The sequence below is a fragment of the Hydrogenophaga sp. RWCD_12 genome (assembly GCF_046604225.1).
Taxonomy (GTDB): Bacteria; Pseudomonadota; Gammaproteobacteria; order Burkholderiales; family Burkholderiaceae_C; genus Hydrogenophaga.
Genome location: NZ_JBKIXC010000001.1, coordinates 1,088,104 through 1,112,694 on the forward strand (window position 1 = coordinate 1,088,104; position 24,591 = coordinate 1,112,694).

The 24,591-nt window shown below is 64.3% G+C and carries 22 protein-coding genes; 17 read left to right on the forward strand and 5 right to left on the reverse strand.

Annotated features, from left to right (window positions below):
- Nucleotides 1-19 precede the first annotated feature (19 nt).
- The gene (locus tag ACLIJ1_RS05155; protein ID WP_411364398.1) at nucleotides 20-661 is read right to left on the reverse strand and encodes a MotA/TolQ/ExbB proton channel family protein; all 642 of its coding nucleotides are present in this window, start codon (nucleotides 659-661) and stop codon (nucleotides 20-22) included.
- A 400-nt stretch (nucleotides 662-1,061) separates the two neighbouring features.
- Between ACLIJ1_RS05155 and xseA the strand changes: the two genes are divergently transcribed.
- From xseA to ACLIJ1_RS05170, 3 genes are all read left to right on the forward strand, one after another.
- Entirely contained in the window at nucleotides 1,062-2,291 is a 1,230-nt protein-coding gene (gene xseA, locus ACLIJ1_RS05160) for an exodeoxyribonuclease VII large subunit (RefSeq protein ID WP_411364789.1), read from the forward strand.
- Nucleotides 2,292-2,434: 143 nt separating this feature from the next.
- Nucleotides 2,435-3,016 carry a superoxide dismutase gene (locus ACLIJ1_RS05165; RefSeq protein WP_411364399.1) on the forward strand — a complete coding sequence of 194 codons (582 nt, stop codon included), beginning with the start codon at nucleotides 2,435-2,437 and terminating at the stop codon, nucleotides 3,014-3,016.
- Between the two features lie 244 nt (nucleotides 3,017-3,260).
- Nucleotides 3,261-5,495 carry an NADP-dependent isocitrate dehydrogenase gene (locus ACLIJ1_RS05170; protein ID WP_411364400.1) on the forward strand — a complete coding sequence of 745 codons (2,235 nt, stop codon included), beginning with the start codon at nucleotides 3,261-3,263 and terminating at the stop codon, nucleotides 5,493-5,495.
- Nucleotides 5,496-5,585: 90 nt separating this feature from the next.
- Here the strand turns inward: ACLIJ1_RS05170 and ACLIJ1_RS05175 are convergent, their stop codons facing one another.
- On the reverse strand, nucleotides 5,586-6,038 hold the full coding sequence (locus ACLIJ1_RS05175) for a DUF192 domain-containing protein (protein ID WP_411364401.1): 453 nt from the start codon (nucleotides 6,036-6,038) through the stop codon (nucleotides 5,586-5,588).
- 158 nt (nucleotides 6,039-6,196) lie between these two features.
- On the opposite strand from ACLIJ1_RS05175, the gene icd reads away from it, so the two are divergent.
- The 3 genes from icd to clpA all read left to right on the forward strand — a co-directional run bounded on the left by icd (nucleotide 6,197) and on the right by clpA (nucleotide 10,463).
- Entirely contained in the window at nucleotides 6,197-7,450 is a 1,254-nt protein-coding gene (gene icd / locus ACLIJ1_RS05180) for an NADP-dependent isocitrate dehydrogenase (RefSeq protein ID WP_411364402.1), read from the forward strand.
- 215 nt (nucleotides 7,451-7,665) lie between these two features.
- Entirely contained in the window at nucleotides 7,666-8,031 is a 366-nt protein-coding gene (gene clpS, locus ACLIJ1_RS05185; RefSeq protein ID WP_411364403.1) for an ATP-dependent Clp protease adapter ClpS, read from the forward strand.
- 92 nt (nucleotides 8,032-8,123) lie between these two features.
- On the forward strand, nucleotides 8,124-10,463 hold the full coding sequence (gene clpA / locus ACLIJ1_RS05190) for an ATP-dependent Clp protease ATP-binding subunit ClpA (RefSeq protein ID WP_411364404.1): 2,340 nt from the start codon (nucleotides 8,124-8,126) through the stop codon (nucleotides 10,461-10,463).
- Nucleotides 10,464-10,551: 88 nt separating this feature from the next.
- Here the strand turns inward: clpA and ACLIJ1_RS05195 are convergent, their stop codons facing one another.
- Nucleotides 10,552-11,289 carry an SGNH/GDSL hydrolase family protein gene (locus ACLIJ1_RS05195; protein WP_411364405.1) on the reverse strand — a complete coding sequence of 246 codons (738 nt, stop codon included), beginning with the start codon at nucleotides 11,287-11,289 and terminating at the stop codon, nucleotides 10,552-10,554.
- Between the two features lie 34 nt (nucleotides 11,290-11,323).
- Nucleotides 11,324-12,862, reverse strand: a complete 1,539-nt coding sequence (locus tag ACLIJ1_RS05200; protein WP_411364406.1) for a helicase HerA-like C-terminal domain-containing protein — start codon at nucleotides 12,860-12,862, stop codon at nucleotides 11,324-11,326.
- Between the two features lie 89 nt (nucleotides 12,863-12,951).
- Between ACLIJ1_RS05200 and ACLIJ1_RS05205 the strand changes: the two genes are divergently transcribed.
- Genes ACLIJ1_RS05205 through rng form a run of 8 tightly spaced genes read left to right on the forward strand, consistent with a single transcriptional unit; the run spans nucleotide 12,952 to nucleotide 19,872 of the window.
- Entirely contained in the window at nucleotides 12,952-13,677 is a 726-nt protein-coding gene (locus ACLIJ1_RS05205) for a YebC/PmpR family DNA-binding transcriptional regulator (protein WP_411364407.1), read from the forward strand.
- Nucleotides 13,674-14,948 carry a phosphoribosylamine--glycine ligase gene (purD, locus tag ACLIJ1_RS05210; RefSeq protein WP_411364408.1) on the forward strand — a complete coding sequence of 425 codons (1,275 nt, stop codon included), beginning with the start codon at nucleotides 13,674-13,676 and terminating at the stop codon, nucleotides 14,946-14,948. Before ACLIJ1_RS05205 ends, purD begins: the two co-directional genes overlap by 4 nt.
- 4 nt (nucleotides 14,949-14,952) lie before the next feature.
- Entirely contained in the window at nucleotides 14,953-15,867 is a 915-nt protein-coding gene (gene hemF, locus ACLIJ1_RS05215; protein ID WP_411364409.1) for an oxygen-dependent coproporphyrinogen oxidase, read from the forward strand.
- Complete coding sequence (gene nadD / locus ACLIJ1_RS05220) at nucleotides 15,867-16,505, forward strand: nicotinate (nicotinamide) nucleotide adenylyltransferase (protein ID WP_411364410.1); 639 nt, start codon at nucleotides 15,867-15,869, stop codon at nucleotides 16,503-16,505. Before hemF ends, nadD begins: the two co-directional genes overlap by 1 nt.
- Nucleotides 16,502-17,233 carry a ribosome silencing factor gene (gene rsfS / locus ACLIJ1_RS05225; RefSeq protein ID WP_411364411.1) on the forward strand — a complete coding sequence of 244 codons (732 nt, stop codon included), beginning with the start codon at nucleotides 16,502-16,504 and terminating at the stop codon, nucleotides 17,231-17,233. The genes nadD and rsfS overlap by 4 nt, the downstream gene beginning before the upstream one ends.
- Nucleotides 17,230-17,697, forward strand: a complete 468-nt coding sequence (gene rlmH / locus ACLIJ1_RS05230) for a 23S rRNA (pseudouridine(1915)-N(3))-methyltransferase RlmH (protein ID WP_411364412.1) — start codon at nucleotides 17,230-17,232, stop codon at nucleotides 17,695-17,697. The genes rsfS and rlmH overlap by 4 nt, the downstream gene beginning before the upstream one ends.
- On the forward strand, nucleotides 17,690-18,313 hold the full coding sequence (locus tag ACLIJ1_RS05235) for a Maf family protein (protein ID WP_411364413.1): 624 nt from the start codon (nucleotides 17,690-17,692) through the stop codon (nucleotides 18,311-18,313). Before rlmH ends, ACLIJ1_RS05235 begins: the two co-directional genes overlap by 8 nt.
- 23 nt (nucleotides 18,314-18,336) lie before the next feature.
- Nucleotides 18,337-19,872 carry a ribonuclease G gene (gene rng / locus ACLIJ1_RS05240; RefSeq protein ID WP_411364414.1) on the forward strand — a complete coding sequence of 512 codons (1,536 nt, stop codon included), beginning with the start codon at nucleotides 18,337-18,339 and terminating at the stop codon, nucleotides 19,870-19,872.
- A gap of 3 nt (nucleotides 19,873-19,875) precedes the next feature.
- Here rng and msbA read toward each other — a convergent pair whose 3' ends face one another.
- Nucleotides 19,876-21,684: a lipid A export permease/ATP-binding protein MsbA gene (msbA, locus tag ACLIJ1_RS05245; protein WP_411364415.1), complete on the reverse strand. Its 1,809-nt coding sequence runs from the start codon at nucleotides 21,682-21,684 to the stop codon at nucleotides 19,876-19,878.
- A gap of 220 nt (nucleotides 21,685-21,904) precedes the next feature.
- Here msbA and tolB point away from each other — a divergent pair, with 220 nt between their 5' ends.
- The 3 genes from tolB to ybgF all read left to right on the forward strand — a co-directional run bounded on the left by tolB (nucleotide 21,905) and on the right by ybgF (nucleotide 24,583).
- Nucleotides 21,905-23,140 carry a Tol-Pal system beta propeller repeat protein TolB gene (tolB, locus tag ACLIJ1_RS05250; protein WP_411364790.1) on the forward strand — a complete coding sequence of 412 codons (1,236 nt, stop codon included), beginning with the start codon at nucleotides 21,905-21,907 and terminating at the stop codon, nucleotides 23,138-23,140.
- Nucleotides 23,141-23,202: 62 nt separating this feature from the next.
- Entirely contained in the window at nucleotides 23,203-23,784 is a 582-nt protein-coding gene (gene pal, locus ACLIJ1_RS05255) for a peptidoglycan-associated lipoprotein Pal (protein WP_411364416.1), read from the forward strand.
- 1 nt (nucleotide 23,785) lies between these two features.
- A complete protein-coding gene (ybgF, locus tag ACLIJ1_RS05260) occupies nucleotides 23,786-24,583 on the forward strand; it encodes a tol-pal system protein YbgF (protein ID WP_411364417.1) in 798 nt (265 codons plus the stop codon).
- The last annotated feature ends 8 nt before the right edge of the window (nucleotides 24,584-24,591 follow it).

Below are 24,591 nucleotides of genomic sequence, written 5' to 3' on the forward strand. Positions count from 1 at the left end.
TCTGTTTCGGGACCGTGGCTCAGCGGCGCAGGCCGGCCAGGTGGCGGGCGAAGCGCTCGGTCGCGACTTCCATGCCCAGCAGATAGTCGTCCACCCGCGCACGGAAGTAGCGCCAGAAAATCAGCGTCGGAATGGCGACCATCAGGCCGAAGGCCGTGTTGTAGAGCGCGACCGAAATGCCGTGGGCCAGCACGGCCGGGTTGCCGCCGCCCGGCACGGTACCCATGCCACCGTCACTGCCTTGGGAGCCAAAGATGTCGATCATGCCGATCACGGTGCCGAGCAGGCCCAGCAGCGGAGCGGCCGATGCGATGGTCGCGAGGGCACCCAGATAGCGCTGCAGCTTCGAGCCGGCCAGGCGACCGGCGCCTTCCAGGCTGGCGCGCAGATCCGCTTCGGAGGCACGCGGATCGTTGTTCAGGGTGCGGAAACCGCTGGCCAGCACTTCGCCGAACACCGAGTTCTGCTCCAGCTGGGCCACCACGTCGGGGCTGGGCACGCCGCCACGCGACACCATGATGGCTTCGTCCAGCAATTGAGGTGGAAGCACCTTGCTGGCCTTGAGGTTGACGAAGCGTTCGATGATGAGTGCCAGACCGACCACGGAACAGAACAGGAGAGGCCAAATGGGCCAGCCAGCGGCTTGTATGATGGAAAACAAATCAGGGCTCCAGTGCAATCTTTTGATTATGTCTCAGGCCCTGTGGCTGGCCTTAGGGTGGCGCGGTCCTGCAGCCTCGTGGCCATGCGCCTCGCACGAACACCCGCTTCCCGCCTGCCATGCACAGATTCTGTGGATAACTTTGTGCAGAACCATGCGGCGAAGCGTCGCCGCCCCCCGAATTCATTGCCTTCCAACGTTTCGATGACAAAACAGGCACCACAAAAGGCTTTGAAATCAAGCGTCTGTGCTGGCCGCCGCGTGAGACAGGGCCCTGGCACGCGCAACACCAGCAACGGCGCGCTTTGTGGACAGCTTGTGCCCGGAGAGCCCAGTGTCTGAGCCGTTTTTCAACGCGGAGGACGCCAGTTCGCGGCGCGTGTGGGCAGTTGGCCCGCTGATGCAAGCGATTGCGGATGCCTTGTCGGTGCGTTTCAACCCGGTGGCGGTGCGCGGCGAGATTTCGGGCTTCTCGCGCGCCGCCAGCGGACATTGCTACTTTTCGCTCAAGGACGAGGGCGGCCAGCTGCGCTGCGCCATGTTCCGGCGCGCGGCCGACCAGCTCCAGTTCGCACCGCGGGATGGACAACTGGTGCAGGCCCTGGGCAAGCTGGACGTCTATGGGCCGCGCGGCGACCTGCAGCTGATCGTCGACTCCCTCAAGCCAGCCGGGCAGGGCGCTTTGTTCGAGCAGTTCCTGCGCCTGAAGGTCAAACTGGAAGCGGAAGGGCTGTTCGACGCAGGGCGCAAGCGCGATCTGCCGTCACAACCCCGCAGCATTGCGGTGGTCACCTCGTTGGGGGCGGCGGCGCTGCGCGATGTGGTCACTGCGCTGCGCCGCCGTGTGCCACATATTCCGGTCGTGATCCATCCGGCGTCGGTGCAGGGCGCGCAGGCGCCGCAAGAAATCTGCCAGGCACTGGGGCGCGCCTACCAGCGGTTCCAGGCAGACGGCGAGGGCGAGGTACTGCTGTTGGTGAGGGGCGGGGGATCGCTGGAAGACCTCTGGGCCTTCAACGACGAAGCCGTGGTGCGCACGGTGGCGCAAGCGCCGATGCCGGTGGTCTGCGGCGTCGGTCATGAGACCGATTTCACCCTGTCGGATTTCGCGGCCGACCTGCGTGCACCCACGCCGACCGCGGCCGCCGAATTGTGTTCGCCGACCCGGCAGAGCCGTCTGGATGGCCTGGAGCAGGTCGCCACGGTTCTGGAGTCCGCAGTGCATCGTGCGCTCGATCTGCGGACCCAGCGGCTGGACCAGCTCGCCCAGCGACTGGGCCGTCCCTCGGGCCGCATTCACGAAAACCAGCAGCACTTGACTGTCCTGCAGCACCGGCTGGCGGGTGCTGTCCGGTTGCGGCGGCAGCGCCTTGGCATGGCGCTGGACCAGTTGTCCATCGCGCTCCCGCAGGCGCGAGACCGCGCTCTGGTGGCGCAGACCCAGCGGCTGGACCGGTGTGCGTCGGCGCTCAGCCTGCTGGATCCAACGCTGGTGCTGGAGCGGGGTTACGCCTTCCTCACCGAAGAGCCGCAGGGCGGGGTCATCACCAGCGCTGGCCAGGTCCAACCCGGCCAGCGGGTGCGGGCGACGTTGTCGGACGGCACGCTGGGCCTCACGGTCGACGTCTGAGCCTTCAGCGGCTGCTGGCGCAGGATGGACCAAATTTCCGCACCGCAGCAGTGAATCGCGGTCTTGCCTACAATGCCCCGAACTCAGCCGCCGGAGTTCTCCGGTGCCGGTTTCTTTCCAACAATCTTGCAAGAGGACCCCACATGGAACACACCCTGCCCGCACTGCCGTACGCCCTGGATGCCCTGGCGCCGCACTACTCCAAGGAAACGCTGGAGTTCCACCATGGCAAGCACCACAACGCCTATGTGGTGAACCTCAACAACCTGCAGAAGGGCACCGAGTTCGAGAGCATGGACCTGGAGTCCATCGTCAAGAAGTCCAGCGGCGGCATCTACAACAACTCCGCCCAGATCTGGAACCACACGTTCTTCTGGAACTGCATGAAGCCCAATGGCGGCGGTGAACCTTCGGGCGCCCTGGCTGCAGCCATCAACGCCAAGTGGGGCAGCTACGCCGCCTTCAAGGAAGCGTTCGTCAAGTCCGCCGTGGGCAACTTCGGTTCGGGCTGGACCTGGCTGGTGAAGAAGGCCGACGGTTCGGTGGACATCGTCAACATGGGCGCTGCCGGCACCCCGCTGACCACCGCCGACAAGGCCCTGCTGACGGTGGACGTGTGGGAACACGCCTACTACATCGACTACCGCAACCTGCGTCCCAAGTTCGTCGAGACCTTCCTCGACAAGCTGGTGAACTGGGGCTTCGCGGAAGCCAACTTCGCCTGATCTTGCGGTCACCCGCATTTCAAGGGCCCGAAGGCGTCATGCCTTCGGGCCTTTGTCTTTGCTGGCACCAGCCCGGAGACAAAAAGTTGAAGTTTTTTTGCCTTGTTTTTGCGATGTGAGATATGACTTCAAAATTTGAAGCCTGGGTCAGAGGACTGAAAGCAAAATCCCACACCATCGTCTGATTGCCCCGGATCTGCGCTCGGACCGGCGGTGTTCCAACAACGACATCAGGAGCCAATCCATGAGCCAAACTTCCTCCACCATCGTTTACACCCTGACCGACGAGGCCCCGCTGCTGGCCACGGCGTCGTTCCTGCCGATCATCCGAACCTTCGCCAAGCCCGCCGGCGTCGATGTGGTCACCAGCGACATTTCGGTGGCGGCCCGCGTGCTGGCCTCCTTCCCGGAATGCCTGACCGAGGAGCAGCGCGTGTCCGATGACCTCGGCGCGCTGGGCAAGCTCACGATGCGCCCCGAAGCCAACATCATCAAGCTGCCCAACATCAGCGCCTCCGTGGGCCAGCTCAAGGCCGCGATCAAGGAGCTGCAGGGCAAGGGCTACGCCATCCCCGACTACCCCGAAGCACCCAAGACCGAAGAAGAGCAGGCCATCAAGGCCCGCTACTCCAAGTGCACAGGTTCTGCTGTGAATCCGGTGCTGCGCGAAGGCAACTCCGACCGACGCGCGCCGCGCGCCGTGAAGGAATTCGCCCGCAAGAACCCGCACAGCATGGCCGAGTGGAGCCAGGCCTCGCGCTCGCACGTCTCGCACATGCACGCCGGCGACTTCTACCATGGTGAAAAGTCGATCACGCTCGACCGCGCCCGCGATGTGAAGATGGAGCTGATCACCGCCAGCGGAAAGACGATCGTCCTCAAGCCGAAAGTCTCGTTGCTGGATCGCGAAGTCATCGATTCCATGTTCATGGGCAAGAAGGCGCTCGTGGAGTTCTATGAGAAGGAAATCGAAGACGCGCGCAAGACCGGCGTGATGTTCTCGCTGCACGTGAAGGCCACGATGATGAAGGTCTCGCACCCGATCGTGTTCGGACACTGCGTCAAGATCTTCTACAAGGAAGCCTTCGAGAAGCACGCCAAGCTGTTCGAAGAGCTGGGCGTCAACGTCAACAACGGGATGGTCGATCTCTACAACAAGATCGCCGCACTGCCGCAGTCCAAGCAGGACGAGATCAAGCGCGACCTGCACGCCTGCCACGAACATCGCCCCGAGCTGGCCATGGTCGACTCGGCCAAGGGCATCACCAACTTCCACTCGCCCAACGACGTGATCGTCGACGCGTCCATGCCCGCGATGATCCGCAATGGCGGCAAGATGTGGGACGCCAACGGCCGCCTAAAGGACGTCAAGGCCGTGATGCCGGAATCGACCTTCGCTCGCATCTACCAGGAGATGATCAACTTCTGCAAGTGGCACGGAGCCTTTGATCCGAAGACCATGGGCACGGTGCCCAACGTGGGCCTGATGGCCCAACAGGCCGAAGAGTACGGCTCGCACGACAAAACCTTCGAAATCACCGAAGACGGTGTGGCCAACATCACCGACCTGGAAACGGGTGAAGTGCTGCTGAGCCAGAACGTGGAAGCTGGCGACATCTGGCGCATGTGCCAGGTCAAGGACGCCGCCATCCGCGACTGGGTCAAGCTGGCCGTCAACCGCGCCCGCAACTCCGGCATGCCGGTGGTCTTCTGGCTCGACAGCTACCGTCCGCACGAAGCGCAGCTGATCCGCAAGGTCAAGATGTACCTGCACGAGCACGACACCAACGGCCTGGACATCCAGATCATGAGCCAGGTGCGTGCGATGCGTTACACGCTGGAGCGCGTGATCCGCGGTCTGGACACCATCAGCGCCACCGGCAACATCCTGCGCGACTACCTGACCGACCTGTTCCCCATCATGGAACTGGGTACCTCGGCCAAGATGCTGTCGATCGTGCCGCTGATGGCCGGTGGCGGCATGTACGAAACAGGTGCCGGCGGATCGGCACCGAAGCACGTGCAGCAGCTGGTGGAAGAAAACCACCTGCGCTGGGACTCGCTGGGTGAATTCCTGGCGCTGGCCGTCTCGCTGGAAGACCTGGGTCTGAAGACCGGCAACAACAAGGCCAAGATCCTGTCCAAGACCCTGGACAGCGCGACCGGCAAGCTGCTGGACAACAACAAGAACCCGTCGCCCAAGACCGGCCAGCTGGACAACCGCGGCAGCCAGTTCTACCTGGCCCTGTACTGGGCCCAGGAACTGGCCGCGCAGACCGAAGACGCCGAACTCGCCGGCAGGTTCGCGCCGCTGGCCAAGAAGCTGGCCGACAACGAGGCCGCGATCGTGTCCGAACTGGCGGCAGTCCAGGGCCAGCCGGCCGACATCGGTGGTTACTACCAGCCCGATTTCGCCAAGCTCTCTGCCGTGATGCGCCCGAGCGCCACCTTCAACACGGCGCTCGAATCGGTGGCTTGATAGCGAGGCCGAACCATCGACAGGATGGTTCGCCAACAAAAAGCCCGCCATATGGCGGGCTTTTTGTTTGGGGGAACGAAAGTGGTTCGCTCAGCGCGGGCCCTCGAACGGTGCGCCGCCGAGCCGGGTGCCGGCCTTGAGTCCGCGCTTGGCGAACCAGCCCTGGTTCATCTCCAGCACGTAGCGCACCGGCTTCGCTGAACAGTGCGAGTCGAGCGTCTGCGGTTTCATGTCGGCCAGGTTGACGATGGTGCCGTCGTCGGCCACGAACGCAGCGGTCAGCGGCAACAGGGTGTTCTTCATCCAGAAGCACTGTCCGGCTGGCTCCTCGAACACGAACAGCATGCCTTCGTTGGCCGGCATCTCGGCGCGGAACATCAGACCGGTGGCGCGCTGGTCGAAGGTGGAGGCTACTTGCGCATGGATCAGGTGCATGCCGGCCTTGAGCGTGACCTGTGGCAGGTTGCGCTGCGCTTCCTGGGACCAGGCGCTGGTGGCCGTCAGGGCAAGGGTCGCGAGCAGAAGTGTGAATCGGCGGATCATGCGCGGTTCCGGAAGTCGTGTTGGGCAGCATTGTGCTTGATCGCACGGGCTCCACCCGCCAGGTTTGGCGACTAGAATTTCCCGCGCGCCCGGTCGGCGGGCGCAACCCGCCCAAGGACTGGCGGTTGACCCAATCTTTCCACCGGAGTTCCTTTTCCATGTACCAGCACATCCAGGTGCCCGCTCAGGGCACGAAGATCACCGTCAATGCCGACATGTCGCTGAACGTGCCGGACGAACCGATCGTTCCTTACATCGAGGGCGACGGTACCGGGCTGGACATCACGCCAGTGATGCTCAAGGTGGTCGATGCGGCTGTCGAGAAGGCCTACGGCGGCCAGCGCAAGATCCACTGGATGGAGGTCTATGCGGGCGAGAAATCGACCAAGGTTTACGGTCCGGATGTCTGGCTGCCGGAAGAAACCCTGGCGGCGCTCAAGGAGTACGTGGTCTCGATCAAGGGCCCGCTGACGACGCCGGTGGGTGGCGGCATCCGCTCGCTCAATGTGGCGCTGCGTCAGGAACTGGACCTGTATGTCTGCCTGCGCCCGGTTCAGTACTTCAAGGGTGTGCCATCGCCCCTGAAGGAACCCGAGAAGACCAACATGGTGATTTTTCGCGAGAACTCGGAAGACATCTACGCCGGCATCGAATACGCCGCGCAGAGCGACAAGGCTAAGAAGCTCATCAAGTTCCTGCAGGACGAGATGGGTGTGACCAAGATCCGCTTCCCTGACACCTCGGGCATCGGCATCAAGCCAGTCTCGATCGAAGGCACCGAGCGGCTGGTGCGCAAGGCAATCCAGTACGCGATCGACAACGACAAGCCCAGTGTGACTCTGGTCCACAAGGGCAACATCATGAAGTTCACCGAGGGCGGCTTCCGCGACTGGGGCTATGCCCTGGCGCAGAAGGAGTTCGGTGCGCAACCGATCGACGGCGGCCCGTGGTGCCAGTTCAAGAATGCGCGCACTGGCCGCAACATCGTCATCAAGGATGTGATCGCCGACGCCTTCCTGCAGCAGATCCTGACCCGTCCGGCGGAGTATTCGGTGATCGCCACGCTCAACCTCAACGGCGACTACATCTCCGATGCCCTGGCGGCGCAGGTGGGCGGCATCGGCATTGCGCCGGGCGCCAACATGTCCGATTCGGTTGCATGCTTCGAGGCGACCCATGGCACGGCGCCAAAGTACGCCGGCAAGGACTATGTGAACCCCGGTTCCGAGATCCTGTCTGCCGAGATGATGCTGCGCCACATGGGCTGGAAGGAGGCCGCCGATCTGATCATTTCCTCGATGGAGAAAGCGATCCTGTCCAAGCGGGTGACCTATGACTTCGCCCGACTGATGGATGGCGCCACCCAGGTGTCGTGCTCCGGGTTTGGTCAGGTGATGATCGACAACATGTAACCAGCATATCGGCGCGCCCACGGGGGGCGCAAAAGCCCACAAAAGCCGCCAGGAACCAGTGTTCCTTGGCGGTTTTTTCTTGCCTGCCACGGTCACAATGCCTGCATGGACAGGGCCACATACGCATTCAAAGGGGAGGTGCACACCACTTCTCCCGGCGGTGTGCCGGTCGCGGTTTTACCGGTTCGCAGCAGCGATCGGCGGGGACCGCTAGAATGGTTTTCATGGCCTCCCAGATACCGAAAAAACCTCAGATTCCTGCTGCTCCACCGGGTGTGGGCAGCGACGATTCGGTGGTGCTTGAACGGCGCACGCAGCGTGTCAAACCACCCCAGATGTATCAGGTCGTGCTGCTCAATGACGACTTCACCCCCATGGAGTTTGTCGTGCACGTGATCCAGGAGTTCTTCAGCAAGGACCGCGAGACGGCCACGCAGATCATGCTCAAGATCCATCTGGAGGGCAAAGGCATCTGCGGCATCTATTCCCGCGATGTGGCCAGTACCAAGGTCGATCAGGTTCTGGCGGCATCCCGGGTGGCCGGTCATCCGCTGCAATGCCTGAGTGAACCAGTTGAATAAAGCCGGGTCTACCCCAGATGATGGTCTCTTCCCTGTAAACCACCCAACGGACGTTCGCGTTTCAGATCCTCACCAGCCAAAAGGAAGTGTCCATGATTGCCCAGGAACTTGAAGTCAGCTTGCATATGGCCTTTGTCGAGGCCCGGCAACAGCGACACGAATTCATCACGGTCGAGCACCTGCTGCTCGCACTGCTGGACAACCCCAGCGCTTCCGAAGTGCTGCGGGCCTGTTCGGCCAACATCGACGATCTGCGCAAGTCCCTGACGAACTTCATCAAGGACAACACCCCGCAGGTCGCCGGTACCGACGAAGTCGATACCCAGCCCACGCTCGGATTCCAGCGTGTGATCCAGCGCGCGATCATGCACGTGCAGTCCACCGGCAACGGCAAGAAGGAAGTCAACGGTGCCAACGTGCTGGTGGCGATCTTCGGCGAGAAGGACTCGCACGCGGTGTATTACCTGCATCAACAGGGTGTGACCCGCCTGGATGTGGTCAATTTCATTGCCCATGGCATCCGCAAGAGCGATCCGCCCGAGTCGTCCAAGCCCGGTGAAAGCGCTGCCGACAACGAAGAGCAGGGCGCCGAGACCAAGGGAAGCGATAAGCAGTCGCCGCTGGAGCAGTTCACTCTGAACCTGAACCAGGCGGCCAAGGAAGGCAAGATCGACCCGCTGATCGGCCGCGAGTACGAGGTCGAGCGCGTGATCCAGATCCTGTGCCGCCGCCGCAAGAACAACCCGCTGCTGGTGGGTGAGGCTGGTGTGGGCAAGACAGCGATCGCCGAGGGCCTTGCATGGCGCATCACCCAGGGCGACGTGCCCGAAATCCTGGCCGAATCGAACGTGTTCTCGCTGGACATGGGCGCGCTGCTGGCTGGCACCAAGTACCGCGGAGATTTCGAGCAGCGCCTGAAGGCGGTGCTCAAGTCGCTCAAGGACAAGCCGCACGCCATCCTGTTCATCGACGAGATCCACACCCTGATCGGGGCCGGTGCGGCCTCGGGCGGCACGCTGGACGCTTCGAACCTGCTCAAGCCGGCGCTCTCCAGCGGCCAGCTCAAGTGCATCGGCGCAACCACCTTCACCGAATACCGAGGCATCTTCGAAAAAGACGCGGCCCTCTCGCGCCGCTTCCAGAAGGTCGACGTCGTTGAGCCGACGGTCGAACAGACGGTGGACATCCTCAAGGGGCTCAAGAGCCGCTTCGAGGAACACCACAGCGTCAAGTACGCCGTCGCGGCTCTGCAGGCTGCGGCCGAACTGTCGGCCAAGTACATCAACGACCGCCACCTGCCCGACAAGGCCATCGACGTGATCGACGAGGCCGGTGCCGCCCAGCGCATCCTGGTGCCGTCCAAGCGCAAGAAGACCATCGGCAAGACCGAGATCGAAGAGATCGTGGCCAAGATCGCGCGCATTCCGCCCGCGAACGTGTCCAACGACGACCGCGGCAAGCTGCAGACGCTTGAACGCGACCTCAAGAGTGTGGTGTTCGGCCAGGACAAGGCCCTCGAAGTGCTGGCCGCCAGCGTCAAGATGGCGCGTTCCGGTCTGGGCAAGGCCGACAAGCCGATCGGTGCCTTCCTGTTCAGCGGTCCCACCGGCGTCGGCAAGACCGAGGCTGCCAAGCAGCTGGCCTACATCATGGGCATTGACCTGCTGCGCTTCGACATGTCGGAGTACATGGAGCGTCACGCCGTGAGCCGCCTGATCGGGGCGCCTCCGGGCTATGTGGGCTTCGACCAGGGTGGCCTGCTGACCGAGGCGGTCACCAAGAAGCCCCACTGCGTGCTGCTGCTCGACGAAATCGAGAAGGCACACCCGGACATCTTCAACGTGCTGTTGCAGGTGATGGACCACGGCACTTTGACCGACAACAACGGGCGCAAGGCCGACTTCCGCAACGTCATCATCATCATGACGACCAACGCGGGGGCCGAGACCATGAACAAGGCGACGATCGGTTTCACCAACCCGCGCGTGGCCGGGGATGAAATGGGCGACATCAAGCGCCTGTTCACGCCCGAGTTCCGCAACCGTCTGGACGCCATCGTCAGCTTCAAGGCGCTGGACGAGCAGATCATCATGCGCGTGGTGGACAAGTTTCTGCTGCAGCTCGAGGGCCAGCTGGCCGAGAAGAAGGTCGAGGTCACCTTCACCGACACGCTGCGCAAGCACCTGGCCAAGAAGGGCTTCGATCCGCTGATGGGCGCGCGTCCGATGCAGCGCCTGATCCAGGACACGATCCGTCGTGCACTGGCCGACGAGTTGCTGTTCGGTCGCCTGACCGAGGGCGGTCGCCTGACGGTGGATCTGGAGACCAAGACCGGCGACGACGGCAAGGAAACCCAGGAGGTCAAGCTCGACATCCTGCCGCTGCCGAAGAAGGAAGGCAAAGCCAAGCCGGAAGAGGCGACCACGGGCTGATCCAAGGTGGGGGTGCAAGCCTCCAGTCCGAACGGCCTATAAGAAAGCCCGGCTCTGCCGGGCTTTCTTCATTGTCGCGGCATGAGTCTCAGGAGCGCAGCGCCTGGATCGCCTGCGCCCAGCGTGCCGCCAGTTTGGATTCGCCGGTCGGGTTGGGGTGCACACCGTCATAGAGGTCGCCGGTGGAAAAACCGGCCGACTGGTCGACCACACTCACTCCGCGACTGGCGGCAACGCCATCGATCTGCGCGTTCAGCGCAGCGACCGCGCCCGGATCCACCACGTTGGGAATGAGCTTGGCCAGCACGATGCGCACGTCGCCCTTGCCGGCCCGGATGTTGTCGATCAGGCCACCCAGCTCTTGCGCCACGCCGGCAGGGCTTTCGCCCTGGAACAGGTCGTTGGTGCCCAGATGGATCAGCACGATGTCGGGGGCAGCGCCAGACACATAGCCGGCAGCCTGGGCAGACATTTCGTCGGTCCGCCAGCCCCAATGGCCTTCGTTGTCCTGGTCGAAATCGGCGTTGGGCGCGCTGCCGCCGGAGACTCCCGAATGGCTGCCGACGAAGTTGACCTGGCAGCCGGCGCCGACCAGATTCATCCAGAGGTCTCGGCGGTAGCTGTTGTGGCCGGTTTCTGCTTCCGTGATGGAGTCGCCCATGGGCATGATGCGCAGCGCGCCGCCCGCGTTGCCGCAGGAGGCCACCCGTTCTGCGGTGCTGCCGCCGCCAGGAGCGTCGTCGGAGCCGCCCCCTCCGCCGCAGGCAGCGAGGGCCAGTGCAAGTAGCGGCGAGGTCAGGGACAGCAGGGTGGGGCGAATGCGCATGGAAATTCCTTGAAAAGTGGGGTGTCGTCGATGATCAGCGTTTGCCGCCCAGCAGGCCGCCGAGCACGCCGCGCACGAGCTGTCGTCCGAGGCCGCTGGCCACGCTGCGCGCCGCCGTCTTGGCCATGGTCTGGACCAGACCGTCATACTGGCCACCGCGCGGACCGGTGCGTCCGAACAGGGCCTCATTGATCATGCCGCCGATACCGGAACCTTCTTCCTTCTTGTCGTCGGTGGCGCCCGGAATGCGGGGTGTCTTGGGGACATCCGTGGCTTCAACCGGCGCCTCGGCCTTCGCCCCGGCGTGTTTGCGGAACACTTCGTAGGCGCTTTCCCGGTCGATCACCTTTTCGTACACACCTGCCACCAGCGAGGTCTGCAGCAGCGTGGTGCGCTGTTCGGGTGTGATGGGGCCGAGCTGACTGCCAGGCGGGAGCACGAACACACGCTCGGTTTCGCTGGGACGCCCCTTGGCATCGAGCAGGCTGACCAGGGCTTCGCCCACGGCAAGTTCCGTGATCGCGGCCTCGATGTTCAGGCCGGCCTTGGGGCGCATGGTTTCAGCGGTCGCCTTGACGGCCTTCTGGTCGCGTGGGGTGAAGGCGCGCAGCGCGTGCTGCACGCGGTTGCCCAGCTGCCCGAGCACCGAATCGGGAATGTCCAGCGGGTTCTGCGTCACGAAATACACGCCCACGCCCTTGGAGCGCACCAGGCGCACCACGAGCTCGATGCGGTCGATCAGGATCTTGGGCGCTTCATCGAACAGCAGGTGGGCCTCGTCGAAGAAGAACACCAGCTTGGGCTTGTCGGGGTCGCCGATCTCGGGCAGCGCCTCGAACAGCTCGGACAGCATCCAGAGCAGGAAGGTGGCGTACAGGCGCGGCGCATTCAGCAGCTTGTCGGCAGTGAGCACGTTGATCACGCCTTTGCCACCGACGGTCTGCATGAAGTCGTTGATGTCGAGCATGGGCTCGCCAAAAAACTTGTCGCCACCCTGTTGCTCGATCTGCAGCAGTCCGCGCTGGATGGCTCCGATGCTCGCCGCGCTGATGTTGCCGTACTCGGTGGTGAACTGCTTGGCGTTGTCGCCCACGTGCTGCAGCATGGCCCGCAGGTCTTTCATGTCCAGCAGCAGCAGGCCGTTGTCGTCCGCAATCTTGAAGACGAGGTTGAGCACACCGGCCTGGGTCTCGTTCAGGTCCAGCATGCGCGCCAGCAGCAGCGGTCCCATGTCGGAGATCGTGGCACGCACCGGGTGGCCCTGCTCGCCGAACACGTCCCACAGCGTTGTGGGGCAGGCCTGTGGCTCGGTCGGAGTGAGGCCCCGGTCGGTCAGGATCTTGCGGACCTTCTCGGGCAGATTGCCTTTCTGGCTGATGCCGGTCAGGTCGCCTTTGACATCGGCCATGAACACCGGCACGCCGATGTTGGAGAACTGCTCGGCCAGCGTCTGCAGCGTGACCGTCTTGCCGGTGCCCGTTGCGCCGGTGATCAGCCCGTGGCGGTTGGCCAGTCCCGGCAGCAGATGGCACTGGGCATTGGCGTTCTGGGCAATCAGCAGCGGTTCGGCCATGTCGGGCTTCCTTACAGGGGTGAAAAGGGGAGGGGGTCGTAAAATCGTTGGTATTACACCAAATTCTGGTCAGAAAAAAGGACTCTCTCGTGGCTGGACACAGCAAATGGGCCAACATTCAACACCGCAAGGGCCGGCAGGATGAAAAGCGGGGCAAGATCTGGACACGCGTGATCCGTGAAATCACCGTGGCAGCCCGCACTGGCGGCGGTGACCCGGCGATGAATCCGCGTCTGCGCCTGGCGATCGACAAAGCCAAGGCCGCCAACATGCCGGCCGACCGCATCAAGTACAACGTCGACAAGGCCTCGGGCAACCTCGAAGGCCAGGCGCTGGAAGAAATCCGCTACGAGGGATACGGCATTGGTGGCGCGGCGATCATCGTGGATACCATGACCGACAACAAAGTGCGCACCGTGGCCGAAGTGCGCCACGCGTTCAGCAAGTACGGCGGCAACCTGGGGACCGAAGGTTCGGTGGCCTTCCAGTTCAAGCACTGCGGCCAGATCATCTTTGCGCCGGGCACGAGCGAAGACAAGGTGATGGAAGTGGCGCTGGAAGCCGGCGCCGAGGACGTGATCACCGACGACGATGGCGCCATCGAGGTGCTGACCGCCTACACCGACTTCGAAGCCGTGAAGAACGCGCTCGAAGCCGCGGGCCTCAAGCCGGAAGTGGCCGAAGTCACCATGCGCGCCGAAAACACCATCGAACTGGCCGGGGAAGACGCGGCCCGCATGCAGAAGCTGCTGGACATCATCGAAGACCTGGACGACGTGCAGGAAGTCTTCCACAACGCCGAGATCAACGAATGAAAGTCCTGGTGATTGGCGGCGGTGGCCGCGAACACGCGCTGGCATGGAAGCTCAAGCAGTCCGAAGGCGTGGAGCAGGTGTTTGTGGCGCCCGGCAATGCCGGCACGGCGCGCGACAAACAGCTCGTGAACCTGCCGATCACGGACAAGGTGGCGCTGCGCGAGTGGGCGCAGGCCAACGGGATTGGCCTGACGGTGGTCGGCCCTGAAGCGCCGCTGGCGGCCGGTGTGGTGGATGAGTTCCGCGCACATGGCCTGGCGATCTTCGGCCCGACGCAGAAGGCGGCCCAGCTGGAAAGCTCCAAGGCTTTCAGCAAGGCCTTCATGCAGCGCCATGGCATTCCGACGGCCGAATACCAGACCTTCACCGACGCGGATCAAGCCCATGCCTATGTGGATGCCAAGGGCGCTCCCATCGTGGTCAAGGCCGACGGCCTGGCGGCTGGCAAGGGGGTCGTGGTGGCCATGTCGCTGGCCGAGGCGCACGACGCGATTGACTTCATGCTGCTGGACAACAAGCTGGGCGTGGCGCACAACGAAGGCGGCGCGCGCGTGGTGATCGAGGAGTTCCTTGAAGGCGAAGAGGCCAGCTTCATCGTGTTGTGCGATGGCGTGAATGCGCTGGCGCTGGCCACCAGCCAGGACCACAAGCGCCTGCTGGACGCCGACCAGGGGCCGAACACCGGCGGCATGGGCGCGTACTCGCCCGCGCCGGTGGTCACACCCGCGGTGCACCAGCGCGCGATGGACGAGGTGATCCTGCCGACGCTGCGTGGCATGGCGACGGACGGCATCCCGTACACCGGCTTTCTCTATGCCGGTCTGATGATCACGGCCGACGGACGCGTCAAGACGCTCGAATTCAATTGCCGCATGGGCGACCCGGAAACGCAGCCGATCATGATGCGCCTGCGCTCCAACCTTGCGCAGGTGCTGCTCTCGGCCACCCGGGCCGAGCTGGACAAGGTGACGCTGGACTGGGACCCGCGCGTGGCGCTGGGCGTCGTGCTGGCCGCGGCCGGTTACCCGATGAACCCGCGCAAGGGCGACGCCATCACCGGTCTGCCCGCCGACGAAGCCGACCGCATGGTGTTCCATGCCGGCACCGCCGACGCTGACAGCCAAGTGGTGGCCTCGGGTGGCCGCGTGCTGTGTGTGACGGCGCTGGCCGACACCGTGGCCGCTGCCCAGAAGAAGGCATACGAAGTGGTCGATGGTGTCCGCTTCGACGGCATGCAATGCCGCCGCGACATTGGCTACCGCGCCCTCTGATGCCATGACCCAACCGACCCGCCGCGTTCGCGACTACCTCACCGGCCTGCAGGACCGCATCACCTCCACCATCGCGGTGGTCGACGGCGGCTCGTTTGTGGTCGACCACTGGAAGAAGCCCAAGGGCGAGCGGCTGCAGGGACACGGCATCACGCAAATCCTGGAGAACGGTGCGGTCTTCGAGCGGGCTGGCTGCGGCTTCTCGCACGTGACCGGCCCGAGCCTGCCGCCTTCGGCAACACAGCACCGGCCGGAGCTGTCGGGTGCACCGTTCGAGGCCTTGGGGGTTTCGCTGGTTTTCCATCCGCGCAACCCCTTCGTGCCGACGGTGCACATGAATGTGCGCATGATTGCCGCGACGCCGGCCAGCGGGAAGACTGTCTGCTGGTTCGGCGGCGGCATGGACCTCACCCCTTACTACGGCTTCGAAGAAGACGCGGTGCATTTCCACCGCACCTGCCGGACCGCGCTGGATCCCTTTGGCGTAGACAAATACCCGCGCTTCAAGAAGTGGTGCGACGAGTATTTCTTTCTGAAGCACCGAGACGAACAGCGCGGCATCGGCGGGGTGTTCTTCGACGACTTTTCCGAGCTCGGTTTTGAGGGCAGCTTCTCGATGATGCGCTCGGTCGGGGATGCCTTTCTCGACGCCTATCTGCCGATCGTTGATCGGTGCAGGGTCATCGAGTATGGCGAGCGCGAGCGTGCATTTCAGCTCTACCGACGGGGTCGCTACGTCGAGTTCAACCTGGTCTGGGACCGGGGCACCCATTTCGGTCTCCAGTCGGGCGGGCGCAGCGAGTCCATCCTGCTGTCGATGCCACCCATGGTCAGCTGGTCGTACCAGCGCACCGAAGAGCCCGGTTCGGAAGAGGCACGGCTTTACAGCGATTTCCTCGTGCGCAAGGACTGGATCTGATGCCGCAAGCGGCGCCGGGGAACCTGTTGCGCATCGGCGTCTTTGGCGGTGCCTTCGATCCGCCACACTGTGCTCACCAGGCGTTGGCCGAAGCCGCCATCGTGCAGTTGTCGCTGGACCGGCTGCACATCCTGCCCACCGGTCAGGCATGGCACAAGTCCCGCACCTTGACAGTCGGTGAGCACCGGCTGGCAATGTGCCGACTGGCCTTTGGTCACTTGCCGGCGGTGCATGTCGACGACCGCGAGCTGCGCCGACCTTCCGCCACTTACACCATCGATACTCTCGAAGAATTCCAGCGGGAGTACCCGGGCGCCCGGTTCTTCCTCATCGTCGGCGAGGATCAGCTCCGGGCGTTTCGGACCTGGCGCCGCTGGCAGGACGTTCTGTCCGTGGCGACCCTGGTGGTCGCCGGCCGGCCTGGCGCAGAGGGGGATTCGCCGCTGTCCGAAGGATGTTTTGCGGCCGACGAGGTGCCATTCCAGCGTCTGCTCCTGCCTCTGTCTCCCGCCAGTTCCACCGACATCCGCAGCCGTCTGGCCGATCCGGCGCGTCGCAGCGCAGGACTGGCCGCTCTGGTGCCTGAGGCCGTCGCAGGCTATATTTCCAACCATTCCCTTTACCAACAGCCTTCATGACCAGCGAAACCACCGCCAAAAAAGACATCCAGAAACTCCAGCGAGCCATTGTGGAGGGCCTGGAAGACGTCAAAGGCCAAGACATCGTGGTCTTCAACACCGAAGCGCTGTCACCGCTGTTCGAGCGTGTGATCGTCGCCAGCGGCACCTCGAACCGCCAGACCAAGGCGCTGGCCTCCAGCGTGCGAGACGCCGTGCGCGAAGCGGGCTTCGACAAACCCCGCATCGAGGGCGAGGACAACGGCGAGTGGATCATCATCGACTGCGGCGCGGCCGTGGCCCATGTGATGCAGCCGGTGATTCGCCAGTACTACCGCCTGGAAGAGATCTGGGGTCAGAAGCCGGTGAAGCTGAAATCCGGCGCCGAGAAGGCCGCCGCCGCAAGGTCTGCCGCTTCGACCGAACCCAAGAAGTCCGTGAAAAAGGCGGCCAAGAAGTCCACCGCCACCAAGGAAGTCGCGCCTGTCTCCGGCAAGGCCGTGGTGCGCAAGACCGCCAAGGCTGTTGCACCGGTAGCTGCCAAGGCTCCCGCGAAAAAGGTGGCCGGAAAGTCGCCTGCCAAGCCGGTTGCATCCAAGGCACCGCGCAAGACCGCCACAAGTGGTGCCAAGCCGAAGGCTGCGCTTCCCAAGCTGGTGGTGAACAAGCCCAAACCCGCCGCCAAGCCGGCAGCGAAGACCGCCGCCAAGCCGGCCGCCAAGAAGTCTGCGCCGAAGAAGAAGGCATGAAGCTCGTGATCGTCGCGGTCGGGCAGCGGATGCCCGACTGGGCCCAGACAGCCTACGACGATTACGCCAAACGCTTTCCGCCCGAGCTTCGGGTCGACATCAAGACCGTCAAGACCGAGCCGCGTGGCTCCAAGACCGTCGACACGGTCATGGCAGCCGAGCGCGAGCGCATTGTGGCGGCGCTGCCCAAGGGCTGCCGCACCGTGGTGCTCGACGAACGCGGCACCCAGCTGACCACCAAAGCGCTGGCGCAGCAACTGCGGCAATGGCAGATGGATGGCGACGATGTGGCGCTGGTCATCGGCGGCCCCGACGGGCTGGAACCTGCGTTCCGTGAAGCGGCACACCAGCGCATCCGTCTTTCAGACCTGACGCTGCCGCACGCGATGGTGCGGGTGTTGCTGATCGAGCAGCTCTACCGGGCCTGGTCCATCAACGCCAACCATCCGTACCACCGTGAGTGACTTCATCTATCTCGCCTCGCAGAGCCCGCGCCGCAAGCAGTTGCTTGAACTGTGGGGCGTGTGTTGCGAGTTGCTGCTGCCCGACGACGGCGAAGACGTCGAGTCGCTGGAGGCTGTGCTGCCCGGCGAGGCGCCTGCGGCCTATGTGCAGCGGGTGACGGGGCTGAAGCTGCAGGCATCGGTGCAGCGGCTCAAGCGGCGCGGGCTACCGCTGGCGCCGGTGCTGTGCGCCGACACGACGGTAGCGCTGGGCCGGCGGATCCTGGGCAAGCCCGCCGATGCGGCCGATGCGCGCCGCATGCTGTGCGATCTTGCGGACCGTCGCCACCGTGTGCTGACTGCGGTGGCCGTGGCCAAACCGGCAGCGCGGGGAGCTGGCCGGCGATGGGCTGCGCTGTCGACCTCGCAGGTGCAGTTCGATGCCTGGAGCGCGGCCGACATCCAACGTTACGTCGACAGCGGTGAGCCCATGGGCAAGGCCGGTGCCTACGCGATCCAGGGCGCGGCTTCCCTGCACATCAGCCGCATCATCGGAAGCTACTCGGGCATCATGGGGCTGCCGGCCCATGAGACGGCCCAACTGCTGCGTGCCGCCGGCGTGCAGCTGGCCTGCTGAACAACCAGAACATCGAGACAGACATGAGCCAGGACATCCTGATCAATTGGGCGCCGCAGGAGACGCGGGTGGCGGTGGTGGAACAGGGCGCTGTGCAGGAGGTTCATCTGGAACGCACCCTGGAGCGTGGTCTGGTGGGCAATATCTACCTGGGCAAGGTCTCGCGCGTGCTGCCGGGCATGCAGTCGGCCTTCATCGACATCGGGCTGGACCGTGCGGCCTTCCTGCACGTGGCCGACCTGATGCCCAACATCACGGCCAAGCACGCTGCACCGAAGGACCGCGCGTCGTCGGCCGGTGAGGGCTCGGCGGAGGGCGGCGGCAAGATGCTGACACCCGATCCGGTGCAGCCGATCGAGCGCCAGATCTTTGAGGGTCAGGCGCTGATGGTGCAGGTGCTCAAGGACCCCATCGGTTCCAAGGGCGCGCGGCTGACCGCACAGATCAGCATCGCCGGCCGCCTGCTGGTGTTCCTGCCGCAGGACAACCACATCGGCGTGTCGCAGAAGATTCCTGCAGCGCAACGCGAAGCCCTGCGTCAGCGCCTGCTGGCCTTGACGGCGATGCCCGATGGCAGTGTGGCAGGTGGCTTCATCCTGCGCACCAATGCTGAAGACGCGACCGACGAGGAAATGGGCGAAGACATCGCCTACCTGCGCAAGACCTGGCAGCGCATCAAGGAGGCGTCCTCGCGCCAGCCGCCGGCCACCGTGCTGCACGTCGACCTGAACCTGATGCAGCGGGTGCTGCGGGATCTGGTGGGCGCGCAGACCCAGTCAATCCGCATCGACTCGCGCGAGCAGTTCGGCCTGCTGCAGGCCTTTGCGGCCGAGTTCATGCCCGATACCGCGCGCAAGCTGCAGCTCTACACCGGCGAGCGGCCGATCTTCGACCTGTTCAACATTGACGAAGAGATCACCCGTGCCCTCAGCCGGCGCGTCGATCTCAAGTCGGGCGGCTATCTGGTGATCGACCAGACCGAGGCGCTGACCACGGTGGACGTGAACACCGGTGGCTTTGTCGGTGCCCGCAATTTCGACGACACCGTGTTCCGCACCAACCTGGAGGCCGCGCAGGCCATCGCACGGCAACTGCGACTGCGGAACCTGGGCGGCATCGTGATCGTCGATTTCATCGACATGGTGCGCGAGGACCACCGCGACGCGGTGCTGACCGAGTTCCGCAAGCAGCTGTCGCGCGACCGGGTGAAGACCATGACCGGCGGGTTCTCCCAGCTCGGTCTGGTCGAGATGACACGCAAACGCACTCGCGAGTCGCTGGCGCACATGCTCAGCGAGCAGTGTCCGGCCTGTTCCGGCAAGGGCGTGGTCAAGACCGCGCGCAGCCTGTGCTACGACATCCTGCGCGAGATCCTGCGCGAGGCCCGGGCCTTCAGCCCGCGCGAGTTCCGTGTGGTGGCGTCACCAAGGGTGGTGGAGCTGTTTCTGGACGAAGAAAGCGCCCACCTGGCCGGGCTGTCGGACTTCATCGGCAAGCCGATTTCGCTTCAGGCCGAAAGCTCCATGACGCAGGAGCAATACGACATCGTCCTGCTCTGACTCTCAGGCGGCTTCGGGTTCCGAGAAACCCTGCGCGTGCAGGCGGGCGTACAGGCCACCGGCGCGCAGCAACTGCTGGTGGGTGCCCTGTTCGGCGATGCGGCCGTTGGCCAGCACCACCACGCGGTCGGCGTGTTCGATGGTCGAGAGCCGGTGTGCGATGACCAGGGTGGTGCGGCCCTTCATCAGGCGGGCCAGCGCGTCCTGCACCAGCCGCTCCGATTCGTTGTCCAGTGCAGAGGTGGCTTCGTCCAGGATCAGTATCGGTGCGTCCTTGTAGATGGCCCGCGCGATGGCGAGGCGCTGGCGCTGGCCACCGGAGAGTTCCGCCGCGTTGTGTCCAACGCTGCTGTGGATGCCGCGAGGCAGGCGGGAGATCAGTTCGCCCAGATTGGCCGACTCCAGCGCCGACAGCACCTTGGCTTCGTCGATGGCGCCATCGGCAGCGCCCAGCGCCACGTTGGCCGCCAGGCTGTCGTTGAGCATGATCACATCCTGGCTGACCATGGCGAACTGCCGCCGCAGGCAGTGGAGATCCCAGTCGGGCAGGGCGACACCGTCGAGCTGTACCTCGCCATGCAGAACTTCGACAAACCGCGGCAACAGGTTGGCCAGCGTGGTCTTGCCCGATCCCGACGGTCCGACCAGGGCCAGCACTTCACCCGGTTGCACTTGCAATGACACACCGCACAGGGCGGTGCGGTTGATTTCGTCGTCGCCGGTGGCCTCGTCGTCGCGCGACGGGTAGCGCACCCAGACGTCCTTGAATTCGATGGCACCCTGCGCCCGATCGGCGACGTGGGTTCCGCTGGATTGTTCCGGCGTCGCTTCGATCAGCTCCAGCCCACGCTCCAGGGCAGCCAGGCCACGGGTGATCGGACCGGCGATTTCCGCCAGATGGCGGATCGGCGCGACCAGCATCAGCATGGCGGTCACGAAGGCTACAAAGTTGCCCACAGTCACGCCGCTGCGGCTGCTTTGCCAGAGCGCCACCGCGATCACCGCCGACAACGCGACCGCGGCTAGCATCTGTGTCAGCGGGGTCATGGCGGCCTGCGCAATGGTCGACTTCAGGGCCAGGCGCCGCAACCGCACACTCAGGCCTTCAAAGCGCTCCGACTGGCGGGCCTGCGCGCCGTGCAGCCGCACCATGCGGTGCGCCAGCGCGTTCTCCTCGACCACATAGGCCAGCTCGTCAGTGGCCTGCTGGCTCGATTTGGTCAGGCGGTACAGCCGGCGCGACAGCACCCGCATCACCACCACCAGCGCCGGGAACAGGAACAGCACGATCAGCGTGAGTTTCCAGTTCAGGACCATCAGGTAGCCCAGCAAGGCCAGCAGCGTCAGGCTGTCCTTGGTCAGGGTCAGCAGGGCGTTGACCAGCAGCGTCGAACCGGTCTGCACTTCATAGACCAGGGTGTTGGACAGCTTGCTCGCGCTCTGCCTGGAAAACAGCGTCATCTGCGCATCGTTGAGCTTGTCGAACATCGCTCGGCGCAGGTTCAGCAGCCCCAGGCTGGCGGTGTAGGACAGCGCGTACTGCGCGAGAAAACCGGACAGCCCGCGGATACCAAACAGGCCGAGCAGCGCGGCCGGCACCATCCAGAGGGCAATGTTCCCTTCTGAGAAGCCGCGGTCCAGCAGTGTCTTGAGCAGGGCCGGGATCATTGGCTCGGTCAGGGCGCCAATGATGGTGCAGACCGCGGCCAGCACAATGCCGGACGACGCAGAGCGGAAATATGGCCAGAAGCGCCGCAGTCGCTGACGTATCGTGTCCCTGGGGGAATCGAGTGCTGGATCAGGAGTAGTCAAGGCGGCTGGGACCTGGGTCGGTGTGTGTCGGAAGCGCTGGAGCGGAACTTGCGCCGCGACGGCACATCTTGTCACGGCAGGGGTATGCGCATCCGGTATTATCCGATGGCGGCCCGCTATGGTGCATTCACCTTTGAACCGACGCATGCAGGAACTGAAACGATCCGATTGGCTGCCCTCGCGGCGGCACCTCTTGACCCACGCTGCAGCGCTTCCGCTGATGGCGATGCCCCTGACGGATGCGATGGCGCAGTTTCGCGTCGAAGTGTCGGGGGCTGGTGTCACCCAGATTCCGATCTCTGCCGCCGCCTTCCGCGACAACAGCCTGGTGAACCAGGACATGGCCGCCATCGTGCGCGCCGACCTGGATCGCAGCGGGCAGTTCAAGTTCATCGAGCCACTGCCGGTGCGGCTGGACGAAACATCCCGCCCCGAACTCGCTGCCTGGCGAGAAAAGGGGACGGATGCCCTCCTGACTGGCAGTGTGTCCCGGCTGGCCGATGGCCGTTACGACGTGCGCTTCCGCTTATGGGATTCGGTGCGTGGGCAGGACCTTGGTGGTCTGAGCTACCCGGTCGGCACCTCCGACCTGCGGTATGCCGCGCACAAGATCGCCGACTACATCTACGAAAAGCTCACTGGCGAAAAAGGGGTGTTTGCCACCCGCATCGCGTATGTGACCAAGACGGGGCCGCGCTACACGCTTCTGGTGGCCGACTCCGACGGGGAAAACGCGCGCGCCACACTCAGCAGCCCAGAGCCCATCATTTCGCCAAGCTGGGCGCCGGGTGGTGCCCAACTGGCCTATGTTTCGTTCGAGTCCCGCAAGCCTGTCATCTATTCGCATGACGTCGCCACCGGCAAGCGTCGCCTGCTGGCCAACTTCCGCGGCTCCAACAGCGCGCCGGCATGGTCTCCCGACGGTCGCCAGGTGGTGGCGACCTTGTCCATGTCCGGCAACGCCCAGATCTACGCCATGGACTCCAACGGCGGCCAACCCCGTCGACTGACGAATTCCAGCAGCATCGACACCGAACCGGTATTCAGTGCCGATGGCCGGTCGATCTTCTTCGTGAGTGATCGGGGTGGCTCGCCACAGGTGTATCGCATGGGTGCCAATGGCGAGAACCCCCAGCGGCTTACCTTCGAAGGCAACTACAACATCTCGCCCGCGCCCAGCCCGGACGGCCGCTGGCTGGCTTTCATCTCCCGTGTCAACGGCGCCTTCCGCCTGCACGTCATGGATCTGAACGGGGGGAAGGTCACCGCATTGAGCGACACCAGCGCCGACGAGAGTCCGAGCTTCGCTCCGAACAGCCGACTCATCGTCTATGCGACGCGAGACCGTGGACAGGAAGCCCTGATGACGTCGACCGTGGACGGTCGCGTGAAGACCCGTCTGACGGGCGCACAGGGTGACATTCGCGAGCCCGAGTGGGGCCCGTTCGTCCGCTGACACCGACAGACCCGACCTACCGAACGCTCACTCCCATACCGATCCAGAAAGGGATTTTTGCAATGATCAAGACTTCGACCCAGGCGCAGCACACGAACGCCTCCCGCCCTGTCTGGCTGACCCGGGTCGCCGGGCTGGTTCTCGTGGCCACGCTGGCCGCTTGTGGCTCCAGCGTAAAGCTCGATGAAGCGCCGGTGGAAGACCGCAATACCACCACGACCGGCCAGACCGGGCAGGAAGGTTCCGGTACGGGAGTCGACCCGCGCGGCGTGACGGGTGTGCAGGTGCCGGGCATGGACTCGCAGCAACCGGCGGCGCTGACCCGCATCGTCTACTTCGACTACGACAGCTTCGAGGTGCGCCCCGAGTTCACGGTTGCTCTGGAAGCCAATGCGAAATACCTGAAGGCCAACCCCGGCCGCAAGGTCGCTCTGGAAGGCCATACCGACGAACGCGGTGGTCGCGAATACAACTTGGCTCTGGGGCAGAAACGCGCGGAAGCCGTACGCCGCTCGATGGCGCTGCTCGGCGTGTCCGAAGGGCAGATGGAGCCGGTGAGCTTCGGCGAAGAAAAGCCGGCGGCCATGGGTGGCGACGAGGCTTCGTTTGCCAAGAACCGCCGCGTCGAACTGACCTACCGTTGACATGAAGCTTCGTCCGTCTGCTTCCTGGCCCGCCTTCATGGGTGGGGCGTCTCTGGTTCTGGCCGGCCTCTGGCCCTTGCAGGCGCACGCCCTGTTCGACGACGATGAGGCCCGCAAGGCCATCCTCGACCTGCGGCAGAAGTTCGACGCTTACCGGCAGGACACCGACGCGAAGCTGGGTCGCCTGATGAGCGAGTCCCGCGATGCGGGCACGGCCAGCCAGCGCAGCATGCTCGAACTGTCGAATCAGAACGAGCAGCTGAGGGCAGAAATTGCGCGCCTGCGGGGTCAGAACGAACAGCTCGCGCGCGATGTGGCCGAGCTGCAGCGCCAGCAGAAGGACGCACAGGCCGGAGTGGATGCTCGACTGCGGCAGGTAGAGCCAGCCAAGGTTTCGCTCGATGGAGCCGAGTTCACGGCCGCGCCGGAAGAAAAGCGCGACTACGACGCTGCGATGGAGCTGCTGCGCAAGTCCGACTTCGCTGGTGCGGCGTCGGCCTACACAGGGTTCTTGCGCCGTTTCCCGGGCAGCGGCTACACCCCGTCGGCGTTGTACTGGCTGGGCAACGCCCAGTACGCCAACCGCTCCTACAAGGAAGCCATCGAGAGCCATCGCCGGCTGGTGGCCCAGTACCCGACACACCAGCGCACACCCGAAGCCATGTTGGCAATGGCGAACAGCCAGATCGAGCTCAAAGATGGCAAGGTCGCCCAGCGGACCCTCGAGACCCTGGTTCGCAGCTACCCGCAGTCCGAGGCCGCGGCCGCCGGGCGCGAACGCCTGGCCAAAATTCGCTGAACGACCTC